The 12,395-nt window shown below is 56.6% G+C and carries 15 protein-coding genes; 13 read left to right on the forward strand and 2 right to left on the reverse strand.

Annotated features, from left to right (window positions below; translation table 11 throughout):
* From istB to ACY3FQ_RS17135, 9 genes are all read left to right on the forward strand, one after another.
* The coding region (gene istB, locus ACY3FQ_RS17095) for an IS21-like element ISPst3 family helper ATPase IstB (protein WP_107010019.1) at nucleotides 1-783 on the forward strand (783 nt) is incomplete at its 5' end.
* Nucleotides 784-1,303: 520 nt separating this feature from the next.
* Entirely contained in the window at nucleotides 1,304-1,747 is a 444-nt protein-coding gene (gene msrB, locus ACY3FQ_RS17100; RefSeq protein WP_003464965.1) for a peptide-methionine (R)-S-oxide reductase MsrB, read from the forward strand.
* A gap of 1 nt (nucleotide 1,748) precedes the next feature.
* The gene (msrA, locus tag ACY3FQ_RS17105) at nucleotides 1,749-2,288 is read left to right on the forward strand and encodes a peptide-methionine (S)-S-oxide reductase MsrA (protein ID WP_003464967.1); all 540 of its coding nucleotides are present in this window, start codon (nucleotides 1,749-1,751) and stop codon (nucleotides 2,286-2,288) included.
* A 140-nt stretch (nucleotides 2,289-2,428) separates the two neighbouring features.
* Nucleotides 2,429-3,133 carry a glutathione S-transferase N-terminal domain-containing protein gene (locus ACY3FQ_RS17110; protein ID WP_005006007.1) on the forward strand — a complete coding sequence of 235 codons (705 nt, stop codon included), beginning with the start codon at nucleotides 2,429-2,431 and terminating at the stop codon, nucleotides 3,131-3,133.
* On the forward strand, nucleotides 3,130-4,098 hold the full coding sequence (locus tag ACY3FQ_RS17115; protein WP_002118270.1) for a magnesium and cobalt transport protein CorA: 969 nt from the start codon (nucleotides 3,130-3,132) through the stop codon (nucleotides 4,096-4,098). The genes ACY3FQ_RS17110 and ACY3FQ_RS17115 overlap by 4 nt, the downstream gene beginning before the upstream one ends.
* Before the next feature lie 93 nt (nucleotides 4,099-4,191).
* The gene (locus ACY3FQ_RS17120) at nucleotides 4,192-4,500 is read left to right on the forward strand and encodes a hypothetical protein (protein WP_005006003.1); all 309 of its coding nucleotides are present in this window, start codon (nucleotides 4,192-4,194) and stop codon (nucleotides 4,498-4,500) included.
* A 45-nt stretch (nucleotides 4,501-4,545) separates the two neighbouring features.
* Nucleotides 4,546-5,559, forward strand: coding sequence for a zinc-binding alcohol dehydrogenase family protein (locus tag ACY3FQ_RS17125; RefSeq protein WP_002118279.1), 1,014 nt, complete (start codon nucleotides 4,546-4,548; stop codon nucleotides 5,557-5,559).
* Between the two features lie 72 nt (nucleotides 5,560-5,631).
* A complete protein-coding gene (locus ACY3FQ_RS17130; protein WP_005006001.1) occupies nucleotides 5,632-6,063 on the forward strand; it encodes a GlcG/HbpS family heme-binding protein in 432 nt (143 codons plus the stop codon).
* Nucleotides 6,064-6,121: 58 nt separating this feature from the next.
* Nucleotides 6,122-6,415, forward strand: coding sequence for a DUF1330 domain-containing protein (locus ACY3FQ_RS17135; RefSeq protein WP_010591688.1), 294 nt, complete (start codon nucleotides 6,122-6,124; stop codon nucleotides 6,413-6,415).
* 325 nt (nucleotides 6,416-6,740) lie between these two features.
* Here the strand turns inward: ACY3FQ_RS17135 and ACY3FQ_RS17140 are convergent, their stop codons facing one another.
* On the reverse strand, nucleotides 6,741-7,211 hold the full coding sequence (locus ACY3FQ_RS17140; protein WP_003464979.1) for a TlpA family protein disulfide reductase: 471 nt from the start codon (nucleotides 7,209-7,211) through the stop codon (nucleotides 6,741-6,743).
* Between the two features lie 467 nt (nucleotides 7,212-7,678).
* Between ACY3FQ_RS17140 and ACY3FQ_RS17145 the strand changes: the two genes are divergently transcribed.
* The 4 genes from ACY3FQ_RS17145 (at nucleotide 7,679) to ACY3FQ_RS17160 (ending at nucleotide 10,095) form a co-directional block, all read left to right on the forward strand.
* On the forward strand, nucleotides 7,679-8,281 hold the full coding sequence (locus tag ACY3FQ_RS17145; RefSeq protein WP_003464980.1) for a sulfite oxidase-like oxidoreductase: 603 nt from the start codon (nucleotides 7,679-7,681) through the stop codon (nucleotides 8,279-8,281).
* Complete coding sequence (locus tag ACY3FQ_RS17150; protein WP_002118292.1) at nucleotides 8,274-9,020, forward strand: ferredoxin reductase; 747 nt, start codon at nucleotides 8,274-8,276, stop codon at nucleotides 9,018-9,020. The genes ACY3FQ_RS17145 and ACY3FQ_RS17150 overlap by 8 nt, the downstream gene beginning before the upstream one ends.
* Nucleotides 9,021-9,473: 453 nt before the next feature.
* Nucleotides 9,474-9,746 carry a glutaredoxin 3 gene (grxC, locus tag ACY3FQ_RS17155; RefSeq protein ID WP_005005995.1) on the forward strand — a complete coding sequence of 91 codons (273 nt, stop codon included), beginning with the start codon at nucleotides 9,474-9,476 and terminating at the stop codon, nucleotides 9,744-9,746.
* 67 nt (nucleotides 9,747-9,813) lie between these two features.
* On the forward strand, nucleotides 9,814-10,095 hold the full coding sequence (locus ACY3FQ_RS17160; RefSeq protein ID WP_003464986.1) for a DUF427 domain-containing protein: 282 nt from the start codon (nucleotides 9,814-9,816) through the stop codon (nucleotides 10,093-10,095).
* Nucleotides 10,096-11,391: 1,296 nt separating this feature from the next.
* Here ACY3FQ_RS17160 and sdhC read toward each other — a convergent pair.
* Nucleotides 11,392-11,766 (reverse strand): succinate dehydrogenase, cytochrome b556 subunit, encoded by a 375-nt coding sequence (gene sdhC / locus ACY3FQ_RS17165; protein ID WP_005005993.1) that lies wholly within the window; start codon nucleotides 11,764-11,766, stop codon nucleotides 11,392-11,394.
* Nucleotides 11,767-12,395: the final 629 nt, after the last annotated feature.

Consider the following 12,395-nt stretch of genomic DNA (forward strand, 5'->3'; position numbering starts at 1 on the left):
CTCAAGGAGCTGCGCCTGCACGGCATGGCCACGGCCTGGGCGGAGTTGACTGCGCAGGGTGAGTCGAACACAGCCTCGTCCAAGTGGCTGCTCGAACACCTGCTGGAACAAGAGCACACAGATCGCGCCATGCGCTCGGTGAGCCACCAGATGAACATGGCCAAGCTGCCGATGCACCGCGACCTGGCCGGCTTCGACTTCAGCGCCTCCAGCGCAGACGCTCGTTTGATCAGCGAACTGGCCAGTCTGGCCTTTACCGACACCGCGCAGAACGTGGTGCTGATCGGTGGGCCTGGCACCGGTAAAACCCACCTGGCCACTGCGCTGGCCGTGTCCGGCATCACCCGGCACGGCAAGCGCGTGCGCTTCTACTCCACGGTCGATCTGGTCAATCTGCTGGAGCGCGAAAAGCACGACGGCAAAGCCGGGCGGATCGCCCAAGCTCTGCTGCGCATGGATCTGGTCATCCTCGACGAACTGGGTTATCTGCCCTTCAGCCAGGCCGGCGGTGCGTTGCTGTTTCACCTGCTATCCAAGCTGTACGAACACACCAGCGTGGTGATCACCACCAACCTGAGCTTCGCCGAATGGTCGAGCGTGTTCGGCGACGCCAAGATGACCACCGCCCTGCTGGATCGGCTGACCCACCACTGCCACATCGTCGAAACCGGTAACGAGTCCTATCGCCTGCAACACAGTAGCTTGGCGGCCCAGGCCAAGATCAAATCACGGGAGCGAAAGCGTAAGGGCGGCCAGGAACCGGAGGACGATGAGCCGTTCTGATTTCATGGCGACGACGGCCTGCTACATGGCTGCGTGTGGCAGGTCTTAAACAACTGAACTGGGCTAGCGAAGGAGTGGGGGCAACAGCAGCTGCGCTGGTAGACTTATCCACAGTTGCTGGTAACAAAATCAGCAATCCGCCCTGGGTCAAATTTCAATCGGCAGGGTGGGTCAATTTTCCATCAGCGCCAACACACTAAGCAACCATCAGAAAATTTTGACTGTACGCCAAAAAATTCGCATCTACCAGCATCTAAACAGGCGTTGTTGATTATCATAAAACACTGACACTGTATTATATAATCGTGCTTTTGTGTTATTTTTTTAATATTTACTGATTACGTACTTGCTTAACCACTCAGTTGCGCTAGAATTAATAGACGCGAAATTTAAATCTCTAATTTTCCAACACTTAGTAAAACCTCGTTTGCCATCCCACTACCATTGTAGGAGCAAATCAGGAGACATAAAAAATTAGCGGTAGCGTGCCTGGCCCTCTAGATAAGTATTGGAGACTGTAATGAAGTTTGAAAAGTCACAGACAGCAATCGACCACCTGACTCCCGAGCAACACCGAATTACCCAGGAGGCGGGCACCGAAAGGCCCTTCACGGGCGAGTACAACGACAACAAGGAGCCTGGCATCTACGTCGACATAGTGTCGGGAGAGCCACTGTTCGCTTCGACGGACAAGTTCGATTCGGGTACTGGCTGGCCCAGCTTCACCAAGCCGATCGTTTCGGCAAACGTGAACGAGGTGCGGGACAGCGCACACGGCATGGTCCGGACGGAGGTCAGGTCAGTACACGCAGACAGTCATCTCGGCCATGTGTTCCCCGATGGTCCTTCCGACCGCGGCGGTCTGCGGTACTGCATCAACTCAGCGTCCCTTCGCTTCATCCCGCGCGACGAGATGGAGTCCGAGGGATACGGTGAATATCTCGATCAAGTAGAGGAGGCTTAACATGCATCAGCGCGCTGTTCTCGCAGGAGGATGTTTCTGGGGCATGCAGGATCTGATCCGCAAGCGGCCCGGCATCATCTCGACCCGTGTGGGTTACACGGGCGGCGATATTCCGAACGCCACGTATCGTAATCACGGCACGCATGCCGAGGGGATCGAGATTGTCTTCGACCCGACAGTGACGAGCTACCGGAACATCCTGGAATTCTTCTTCCAGATCCACGATCCGACGACGCTGAACCGCCAGGGCAATGATCGTGGGCTCTCCTACCGGTCGGGCATCTATTATGTCGACGAGGAGCAGAAGCGCGTCGCCGAGGATACGATCGCCGATGTGGATGCCTCGGGGCTGTGGGATGGCAAAGTGGTGACCGAGGTCCAGCCGGTCGGCGAGTTCTGGGAGGCCGAGCCCGATCACCAGGATTATCTGGAGAAGCGCCCGGGCGGCTACACCTGCCACTTCGTCCGTCCCGGCTGGGTGCTTCCGAAGCGCCAAAAGGTTGACGACGTACAGCCAGCGGCCGGGACCGCGGCGGAATAGGCTTCACTGCCGTTGCCACTGCGCCGGTCCGGTCCGCAATCTTCGTGACCGCGTCGTTCAGCGACGCGGTCATCGAACCCTACTTCAGAGTGACGGCTCGTTCCAGTCAGTCGCCATCGCAACACCAGGATCGCAGATTTATGCCAGACCTCTCGTCCTTTCCGATCACGCAGCGCTGGCCGGCATCTCATCCCGATCGCCTGCAACTCTACGCAGCCCCTACGCCCAATGGCGTCAAGGTCTCGATCATGCTTGAGGAGACTGGCCTGGCGTACGAGCCCCACCTGATCGACATCTCGAACAACGAGTCGAAGGATCCGGCGTTCGTGTCGCTGAACCCGAACGGACGCATACCGGCGATCATCGATCCGGCTGGCCCTGACGGTAGACCCATCGCCTTATGGGAATCCGGTGCGATCCTCCTCTATCTGGCCGACAAGACGGGTCAGTTCATCTCCACCGAACCAGGCCAGCGTTACGAGACCCTAGCGTGGGTGTTCTTTCAGATGTCGGCCATCGGGCCGATGTTCGGACAGCTAGGCTTTTTCCTGCGATTTGCCGGCAAGGACTATGAGGACAAGCGACCTCGGCAGCGCTTTGTTGATGAATCCAGGCGTCTTCTCGGGGTCCTGGATCACCGGCTGGAGGGCCGCGAATGGATTGTCGATGATTACTCGATCGCGGACATTGCGACGTTTGGCTGGGTGAATGCGCTGGTCGAATTCTACGCAGCGGGCGACATCCTCGGCCTAAGCAGCTATTCGAACGTGCAGGCATGGCTCGAACGCGGGCTGGCGCGACCGGCTGTACAGCGTGGCCTGCGAATTCCTGCGAGGCCTGCATGACCATTATCGCCGCATATTATTACAACGAAGGTAAGCGAGTCCGTGAAATCAGGCTCGATGAGCACGTCGAACTAAACGAGAATCGCTCGGGCTTCTGCTGGATCGCGCTTAGCGAGCCCACCGCAGACGAACTCAGCGCGATCCAGACGACGTATAACCTCCATCCTTTGGCGATCGACAACGCCATGCACCCGCTGTGCCCGCCCAAGCTCGAGGTCTACAACGATGAGTTGTACGTCGTCGCCCAGACCGCCGAGCTGGTCGGCGACCGGATCAGCTACGGCAAGATGGCGATCTTCACCGGTCACAATCACCTTATCACCGTGCGGCACGGCAATGCCGGAGCGCTGGGCAAACTTCGGGAGCAACTCGAGGCATCGCCGACGCAGTTCGGCAAGGGTGTCGACTATGTGCTGCACGCGATCTTGCACCGAGTGGTCGACCAGTATCTGCCCATCTTCGAAATGATCGAGGACGACGTCCTGGCGATGGAGCGACGGTCGCTGCACGATTTCCTCGGGCCAGAAGAGGTGGCGCGAATCTTCGAACTAAGGTCCGAACTCACGCGGTTCCAGCGCACGCTCGGGGCTATGGCCGAGCTGGTGCGAAAGCTCGTTCGCGGCCACTTTCCCTGCATCAGCGCCGAAATGACACCATATTTCCACGACGTCGCGGACCATGTCCACCGCGTGCAGTCCATGGTCGACGGCCTCCTGCTTGTCCTGTCCACGGTCTTCGAGGCCAGCAGCCTTCTGGAAGCGCAAAGGATCGGTGTGGTCACTCGCCAGCTCGCGGCCTGGGCGGCGATCTTGACGGTCCCGACGGCGATCGCCGGAATATATGGCATGAACTTCAAGCACATGCCGGAACTGGACACGCCATATGGCTACTTCGTCGTGCTCGGAGTGATAGCGGTGTTCTGCCTTCTCCTGTTCATGCGCTTCAAGAAGGCTAAGTGGCTGTGAATACTGCCCATCGTTTTCTTCGCCGTCATCTGACGGTTACAGCGGGCCTTATACGGAAGCTTGTCCAATCCAGTTCAAGATGAAGGTGCTTCCATGACCTCCCAGGTGACCGACGTTCTAGAAGCAGTCCAGTCATTCATCGCCAACGGCTATGACCGCGAATACCGCGTCAAGGACGGCAATCTCGTCGATCTCGAACTAGGGTCAACCCTCGATGCATGCAGCATTCGCGTCGATGCGGCGTTGCGCCTCGAGAGCGGGGACGACGGCGAAGATGCCTCCAACATCTACGCGATCACCGATCCGGCGACAGAGCATAAAGGCCTGTTGATCGACGTGTTCGATGAAATCTGCTACCGCGACCCAGTTCAAGAGTCGGGACCTCAATGTAGAAGAAGTTGACTAACGAGCATTCGCGTCATCCGATCAAGCAAGCTGGAGACATTTATGAAAGCCATTGGTTACAAGGTTCCGGGACCCATCGCCGCGGATGCCGCGCTGGTCGACATCAATCTGCCTCGGCCTGTCGCTGCAGGATACGATATCCTGGTTGAGGTGAAGGCCGTCTCGGTCAACCCGGTCGACTACAAGGTCCGCAACAGCACGCCGCCGGCAGATGGCGATTGGAAGGTGCTGGGATGGGATGCCGCCGGGATTGTGCGCGAGGTCGGCCCCGACGTCACGCAGTTCGAGTTAGGCGACGAGGTCTATTATGCCGGATCGATCACACGGCCCGGTACCAATGCGGAGTTCCATCTCGTCGACGCCCGGATTGTCGGTCACAAACCTGCGTCGCTCTCCTGGGCGGAAGCGGCGGCGCTGCCGCTGACGACGTTGACGGCCTGGGAGGCGATGTTCGACCGCCTGGACGTGGCGAAGCCCGTACCCGGTGCGGCGGAGGCGATCCTCATCATCGGTGGCGCGGGCGGGGTTGGGTCGATCGCCGTCCAGATCGCGCGACAGCGCACGGACCTCACCGTCATCGCCACAGCCTCTCGACCGGAAACCCAAGAGTGGGTAAGAGGGCTTGGAGCTCACCACGTCATCGACCATTCTCGTCCGCTCGCGCCACAGATCGCCGAACTCGGCATCGGTGCTCCCGCTTTCGTCTTTTCGACCACACATACCGAGCAACATGTCGCCGACATCGCCGAACTGATCGCCCCACAAGGACGGTTCGGACTGATCGACGATCCCAAGGCATTCGATATCATGGTTTTCAAGCGCAAGGCGGTGTCGATCCACCACGAGCTGATGTTCACGCGGTCGATCTACGGCACGCCCGACATGAATGAGCAGGGCGAGATTCTGGATGCGATGGCAGCGCTGGTTGACGACGGCAAAATCCGCACGACGCTGACCCGGCGACTGTCGCCGATCAATGCCGCCAATCTGAAGACGGTGCATGCACTGATCGAAAGTGGCGCGGCTAAAGGCAAGATCGTCCTCGAAGGCTTCTAACGACCGCGATCGCCAAACATCTTGTCCAACCTCAAAAAGCCGAACGGGTTATGCCCCAGCGATGAGAATCCCATGACCAAATCTATTGCCACCGCCTCGATCAACCGCGAAACCGCAGTCGCCCTCATCGACGCGGCGCTCGCTGCGGCCCGTGCCATCGGCATCCCGGCTGCCGTCGCCGTCGTCGACGCCACCGGTAACCTGCGCGCGTTCGAGCGCACCGACGATGCGCCGTTCCTTACCGTCGATGTTGCCATCGACAAGGCCTGGAGTTCCGCCTCGTTTGGGTTCCCGACCCATGTCTGGAACGACTATGTGACCAACGATCCAAAAGTGGCGCCGCTAGCCTATCGCCCTCGGATGGTCGCTGTCGGCGGCGGTTATCCGATTCTGGAGGATGGGAAGTTGATCGGCGGCATAGGCATCTCCGGAGGCAACTATCAGCAGGATCAGGATGCGTGCGTCGAGGCACTCATGAAAATCGGGTTCCAGTTGCCAGCCTGACGACTGTGAGGCCATCACCGGTGGTAATGGCCAACAGATCCAACCTTTGAGAGGCCTAATGATGGAAGCGTTCGTCGTCTTTACGCGGGAAGAAACCAGCGACCCACATGCACTCGCAACCTATTCTGCAGGCGTCGGACCATCGTTCGATGGTCACGACGTTACCTTTCTCGCCGCTTATGGCGCGATCCAGCATTTGGAGGGGCCGCCCATCGAAGGGGCCGTAATCTTGCGTTTCCCGACGATGCAGGCCGCTCGCGACTGGTATGACAGTCCCGCCTACCAAACCATCGCTGCTCAACGCTTTGCCGGTTCCCGTTACCGCGCCTTTATCATTGAAGGGCGGCGGTGACATACCGACAGAAGCACTTCGGCGCTGACCACGAGGTATCGGCGTGTGAACTCGCATCTTGGGAATCTGTGGGGGGGACCAAGACAGCGGCGCTAGGGGCTCATATCGTCGATCGGATCAGAGAGTTGCTCGGCGAGAATGGGTTATCTATTGCCGAGCTGACGGAGCGGAGCCGCCCTCTCCCAACGGATTGATTCAATCGTTGACGCTCCTCCTATCCGGATCCGGGTTTTCGCACGCTGATCAACAGAGTTACAGCGCGCAACGCCTGTAGTGGGCATCAGGGGATGGGTGGCAATCAGGATGATTGCCCACCTTCCAACGATTAACCTTGCTCAAGTTGCTTCACTAGTCGCTCCGCGTCGAGATGGAAGTCCGAGAAAACAATGCTACCGCCAGCGTCGATAACCGTAAACCACGGAGTTCCTCGTGTGCGGTAGTCTTCCATGAAGGTTGGAAACGGCGAGCCGGTCGGTTGCTCGTCGTGACCGAAAACGATAGGAAGCTCATACTTGAGCTGGTTCACGCGCAACTTCTCGAAGGTATTCTCATGCGTTCCTTCGAAGACGGTCTGGATCACTGCGAACCCCACGTCTTTTGAGCTCAACGCTGCATGCAACTTTTGTAGCGTCGGAAACCCATGCAAATGGCAACCTTGGCACCAATGCTGGAAGGCAAACAAGATTTTCGGGCCGGGCCCGATATCTGACAGTTTGAACGGCGCGATACTTTCCCCATCTTTGCCAATCCATTTTTGCACCCGCAGCTCAGGCGCTTGTCGTTCGATCTCGTTCATCTGATCCTCCAACCCCGATACAGAAGCTTAGTGGATGATCGCGCGTCGCGACGGTGCGCGAACGTCCGACCTTATTTTCCCTATTTCCTGAAGCCAGAATAGATCAGATCGACATTTCGTCCTTAATATACTCAAGCTGCCGGCGAGCGCGAACTGGGCAACCATGCGCTGGTGAGCCTTGAGCTTTGCACGCTGCCCATCCGTTTGAGAGCGAACCTGCAACTTCCGCTCCGCATACCGCAGATCAGCGTACGCAGCCTTGGGGTTATCTACCCTATAGCCATTGGGTATTGGGAATCATGCTGGCCTGACGCTATGTTCGATACGCGATTTTTTACGATGATAGAGCATCTGTATCTGATTTTTAGTCGATTGGCTTATTCGGCGGATGTGCGGGCAAATGCTTTACGCAGAGTACTGAAATGAAGGCCGGCTTCGGTCTGCCGTATCGAGCAAGAGGGGTCACTATGGTCACCAGAGGTTTCACCGGTCGCGGTTCAGGCGACCAGTCCGATCGGATTCCGCCAGGTCAGCATCTGGTGGAGGATTTCCCTGTTCTGTCGGCCGGCCCTACGCCGAGGGTAGAGCCCTCCGACTGGAAATTCACAGTCAAAATTGGTCCGAAGCCCGTCAAAACGTGGAATTGGGGCGAATTCAACACTCTACCAAAGACCCAGGTGACAAAGGATATTCACTGCGTCACCTCTTGGTCCAAACTGGATACCGTTTGGGAGGGTGTACTCATTGAAGACATCCTTGCAGATGCAGAGCTTGATCGGCCTACCGATTTCGTCTTGGCGCACTGCTACGATAATTATTCGACAAACGTCCCTCTGACGGATCTGCTTTCCGGGAAAGCGATGGTCGCCCTCAGTTATGCGGGCAAGCCACTTTCCCGCGATCATGGGGGGCCGGCGCGTCTTCTAGTGCCGCACCTTTACTTCTGGAAATCCGCCAAATGGGTGAATGCGCTGCAATTCACGACGCGTGACGAGGCCGGCTTTTGGGAGCTGCACGGCTATCACATCTACGGCGATCCGTGGCGCGAACAACGATACACCCATGACTGAAAACGAAGCGCAAGTCCGTTCGTGGCAATCATGCGTGATCGACGACATCATCCAGCAAACACCGAGTATCAAGAGCTTCTTCCTTCGGTTGAGCAAGCCGTTCGCGCACACCGCAGGTCAGCACGTCGATATCCGGCTGACCGCGCCCGACGGCTACAGTGCAATGCGCAGCTACTCGATCGCGTCATCGGCAGTTTCGACCCCGATCGTCGAGATAGCTATCGAGCGCATGCCGGATGCCGAAGTTTCGCCGTTTTTTCACGACATCGCGGCGATTGGTGACGAAATCGAAGTTCGCGGTCCGCTCGGTGGCCATTTCCTTTGGCCTGAGCCTGCCATAGATCCGGTTCTGTTGATCGGGGGAGGCTCCGGCCTCGTGCCGTTGATGGCAATGATCCGGCAGCGCCGCGCATTGGCCCAAGCCGTTCCGACAGCGTTGCTCCTGTCCGCACGAACCGCCGAGGACGTTCTCTTCTCAGAAGAACTTCATTGCATCGAAATCAGCGATCCGGCGTTCGTCCTGGCGCTCGCGATTACGCGCGAGAAACCGGTTCGCGCATCGGACTTTGCGCGACGGATCGACGGCATGATGGTCCAAGAAATTCTAACCAGGCTTCAGGGAAAGCCGACGCAAGTGTTCGTCTGCGGGTCTAACGGATTCGTCAACATCGCAACCGATAGCGCGCTGCTGGCGGGCTTGGACGCCTCCATCATCAAGACGGAGCGCTACGGGGGCTAGCGGCGCGAGCTATCTCACGTCGCGCCGATCGTAGACGTGCGCCCTGGGAAGCTTTGGCGATCAACGTGAACCGTTTTGCCGAACACAGTCTTCGTACCCCCCGGCCTCTAGAACGCCTTCGCTCGCGATACCTGGCTCGACATCAAGCTCAATTTGAAAGTTCCTGCACTATCCGTCGTCCTGATATGCTCGACCAGCATGATGGGCGATTCGAGCGGGACCGCTTCCGTCCCAATCGAGGCTCGGTTACCTTAGAGCATCGGCTCGGCGCTACAGGAGGCGCGTGCGGCCTCTGCCTGGCGGTGAAAGCACTTTGGGCCATGTCGCCTGGATAGCGGCCAATCGTCAGCATCTGCTCCGATGTCGGCCAAGGTGCAGTCGCCATCTTTGAACGCCGCGAATTGGAGATCAACGCCATGACAGCGATCCGCGTGCAACTGCCGGAGATGCAATATGACAACTGATGTATTGCTGTACACCACGAATTGGTGCCCGTTCTGCCGCCGAGCGAAGGCGCTCCTCAAGGAAAAGGGCGTGCGATGGAAGGAGCTCGATATTGAGGCGGATCCGGCTCACCGGCAGGCCATGGCGGAAGCGTCGGGGCGAAGCTCCGTGCCGCAGATCTTCATCAATGGCACCCTTATCGGTGGCTCCGATGAGCTATTCGCGCTCGATGTCAGAGGCGAGCTCGACAAACTTCTCGGGCGCAACCCGCCTGCCACCTGAGGAGGTGCGGCTTGGGGCAGCCAGCCCGCGAGCCTTCGCCGGTTGATGAATACAAAAGGAGAGTCCGTTGGTCTCAGCCATCTGGAAAGACACTACTATCGCCACAAGCGACGAAACAGTCATCGTCGAGGGAAATCACTACTTCCCACCGTCAGGAGTCGACCTGAGCCTGCTTGAGATGAGCCCGCACACATCTGTCTGTCCGATCAAAGGCGCCGCGCGCTTCTTTCATGTTCGCGCGGGTGACGCGCTCAACGTGAACGCCGCTTGGACCTATCCCGCCCCCACTCCGGATGCCGAGGGTATCCGGGATTACATCGCTTTCTGGAAAGGCGTGGACGTTGCCTAGCAGACTGGACGGACGACTTCGCTGATAGCCATGCGGGCGCCGACATCTCAATTATCCTGCCCACCCCGGGCCTCGTCGGCTGCAGGAATCTGCCCGGCACCTTAGCGCGACCCGGCACTGGCGGTCTCGCACCCGCCGCGCCTCTGTTCTATCAATAAGGATGGATGACATGGAGCATTCCGAGTTCGATGCCGCTTTCGCGAAGCTTGCGGAGGGATACAGAGAAGGGACTTATGAAGGCCGGCGTTTCAGCTTGATCGTCCGGCGATCTGGGGACGGACGTCGCAACAGTCTGTTCGCCAGGGAGTTGGACGGGACTGACATTGTCAGCTTCAACCTCTTCCGCGTTACATCAGATAGGACATTGTTGAAGCCGTGCGAAATGTCCGCCGAAAAGGTCGTAGCGTTCGTGCTGGAGTTCCGACCGGACACCTGACGGGCAGAAGAAGATCCCGGCCAACCGGCGCGCCTGCGACGGCCGGCTATCTAAGGCTGCGCAAGCCTATAGCCGCAGCTCATTGCACTTCGTCTGGCGAGGAATTCAACATCGATACGTCGCCATCCGCGGGGATATCGGTACAGGCGCCCGTGTAAGCCAGATTGAGAAATCCTAAGCGATGACTAACACCAATGACGCCACCCTTCCGACACATTCTATTCTTGAGGAATGCACAGCGATGGCTGTCGTCAACGCTCTGAAGATTATTCTGAAGAACAGCTACGCGATCTACCTTAAGACAAAAAATGCCACTCGGGCGCATCCCGCCCCTACTTCAGGGACTTTCACTTGCTTCTCGCTCTGTCACTCACAGCATCGGCACGCCCATGACGCATGGTATCCAGGCCTCATAATTTTCCCATATAACCTTCTTGTCTTTTGCGCACCCAGAAAGACTCGAGGCTTTAACTGGACAGATGAGCCCTCGAGGGTAGTGTTCACCTGATTGGCTTTCTCATATCTGATGTTGATTCGCACAGTGTGCCAACCAGGTGATAGTTTCAAAAAACCTGCGCTTCAGAGCGAATTAGACGATCTTCGATAAGAGCGATCCGCCTCAAAATCCAAAACATCTAACATTGTCCTAGAGCCATATTTGTACCTAGTACTATGGCGCTCCCATTAACACATTTGATGATGCACAGAAAATTTAGCTCATGATAGCTTTCAGCTAACAGCTATTCGGAAGCCCGAAAGGATTCAACCGTTTAAGCGTGAACCGTCGATTATAAATACTTTCGTAAGTTAGCTTTAAAGGACGCTTTTAGTCCTTGTAAATACGCATTACGACTCCACAGCTACCAAATCCATACGGCGCCAGCAACCATTAAAACACCCGACACTACTAAAACAATAGTAGAGGCGCGATTGCTGCCTTTCAAAGTATGACCAACACCCACATCCATAACTAGGTGTCGAATTCCGGCTACGAGATGATAAATAAATGAAGAGTATACCAACCAGAAACTAACTTTGCCGAAAGGTGAAGAAAAAATCTCCTTGACTTCATTAAAACCCTTTTCTGACTCCAACGATTTGCTCAGCATATACAGTATCAGTCCCAGAAAAATAAAGAGCATAATTCCTGAAATCCGGTGCAGAATCGATGTAAGCGCCGTGAGAGGAAGCTGAATGGTTCGAATATCAAGATTAACCGGCCGCTTTTTATTCATTTTGACTCCAGTCAACAATTCTAGTGGGGGATTTCAGTTTTCGATCTCATTCATCATAGCAGCTGTAACTAAGGCTGGCGGCGACAATAATGGAGATATTCGGGGCTTACGTTGCATTTTGAGGTCGCAAGTGCATGTGCGTAAATTGAAGCAAATTGCAAGGTTATGCCCAATAGGTAGCTAGCTTATTAATTTAACAAAAGTGACGTGTGTCGTTCTGCAGGGCATGCTGTTCCCCAACCCTGGAAAACCTATCCTCTTTAACACGTCAAAGTCGATTGATAGGCTTGCTGCAACAGCTATCTGCCCGGTTGAAGTCGAAGATCGATGTATCTGTAGGGTTTGGAAATAAATGCGGGCGCCCACCGCACTCACGGCTCAGTTACCATTCTTTGTGCATCGCGGCCGCGCGGCTAGTTGGTAGCTGTTCTAAGCCTAGTCAGTGCCGCCCTTCGCCCCAAGCCCCATAGTCAGATTTGAGAAATGACAGTAGGCGATGCCGCAACGCGCTTCATCGACCTATGTAAAACGACTCCTTTATCGAAATAGTGCACTCATCGCTCTCCACGGCGATCCCTTCATCGCGAATTGCACCGCCCAAGACGATCTGCACTGAAATCAATACTTTC

The sequence above is a fragment of the Acinetobacter sp. AB03 genome (assembly GCF_058107045.1).

What these genes read in the sequence shown, in the direction of transcription:
- ACY3FQ_RS17115 (WP_002118270.1), top strand. Translation starts at nt 3,130, where the DNA reads ATGACCATTATCGCCGCATATTATTACAACGAAGGTAAGCGAGTCCGT.
- ACY3FQ_RS17120 (WP_005006003.1), top strand. Translation starts at nt 4,192, where the DNA reads ATGACCTCCCAGGTGACCGACGTTCTAGAAGCAGTCCAGTCATTCATC.
- ACY3FQ_RS17140 (WP_003464979.1), bottom strand. Translation starts at nt 7,211, where the DNA reads ATGAACGAGATCGAACGACAAGCGCCTGAGCTGCGGGTGCAAAAATGG.
- ACY3FQ_RS17130 (WP_005006001.1), top strand. Translation starts at nt 5,632, where the DNA reads ATGACCAAATCTATTGCCACCGCCTCGATCAACCGCGAAACCGCAGTC.
- msrA (WP_003464967.1), top strand. Translation starts at nt 1,749, where the DNA reads ATGCATCAGCGCGCTGTTCTCGCAGGAGGATGTTTCTGGGGCATGCAG.
- ACY3FQ_RS17150 (WP_002118292.1), top strand. Translation starts at nt 8,274, where the DNA reads ATGACTGAAAACGAAGCGCAAGTCCGTTCGTGGCAATCATGCGTGATC.
- ACY3FQ_RS17135 (WP_010591688.1), top strand. Translation starts at nt 6,122, where the DNA reads ATGATGGAAGCGTTCGTCGTCTTTACGCGGGAAGAAACCAGCGACCCA.
- ACY3FQ_RS17145 (WP_003464980.1), top strand. Translation starts at nt 7,679, where the DNA reads ATGGTCACCAGAGGTTTCACCGGTCGCGGTTCAGGCGACCAGTCCGAT.
- ACY3FQ_RS17125 (WP_002118279.1), top strand. Translation starts at nt 4,546, where the DNA reads ATGAAAGCCATTGGTTACAAGGTTCCGGGACCCATCGCCGCGGATGCC.
- sdhC (WP_005005993.1), bottom strand. Translation starts at nt 11,766, where the DNA reads ATGAATAAAAAGCGGCCGGTTAATCTTGATATTCGAACCATTCAGCTT.
- grxC (WP_005005995.1), top strand. Translation starts at nt 9,474, where the DNA reads ATGACAACTGATGTATTGCTGTACACCACGAATTGGTGCCCGTTCTGC.
- msrB (WP_003464965.1), top strand. Translation starts at nt 1,304, where the DNA reads ATGAAGTTTGAAAAGTCACAGACAGCAATCGACCACCTGACTCCCGAG.
- ACY3FQ_RS17110 (WP_005006007.1), top strand. Translation starts at nt 2,429, where the DNA reads ATGCCAGACCTCTCGTCCTTTCCGATCACGCAGCGCTGGCCGGCATCT.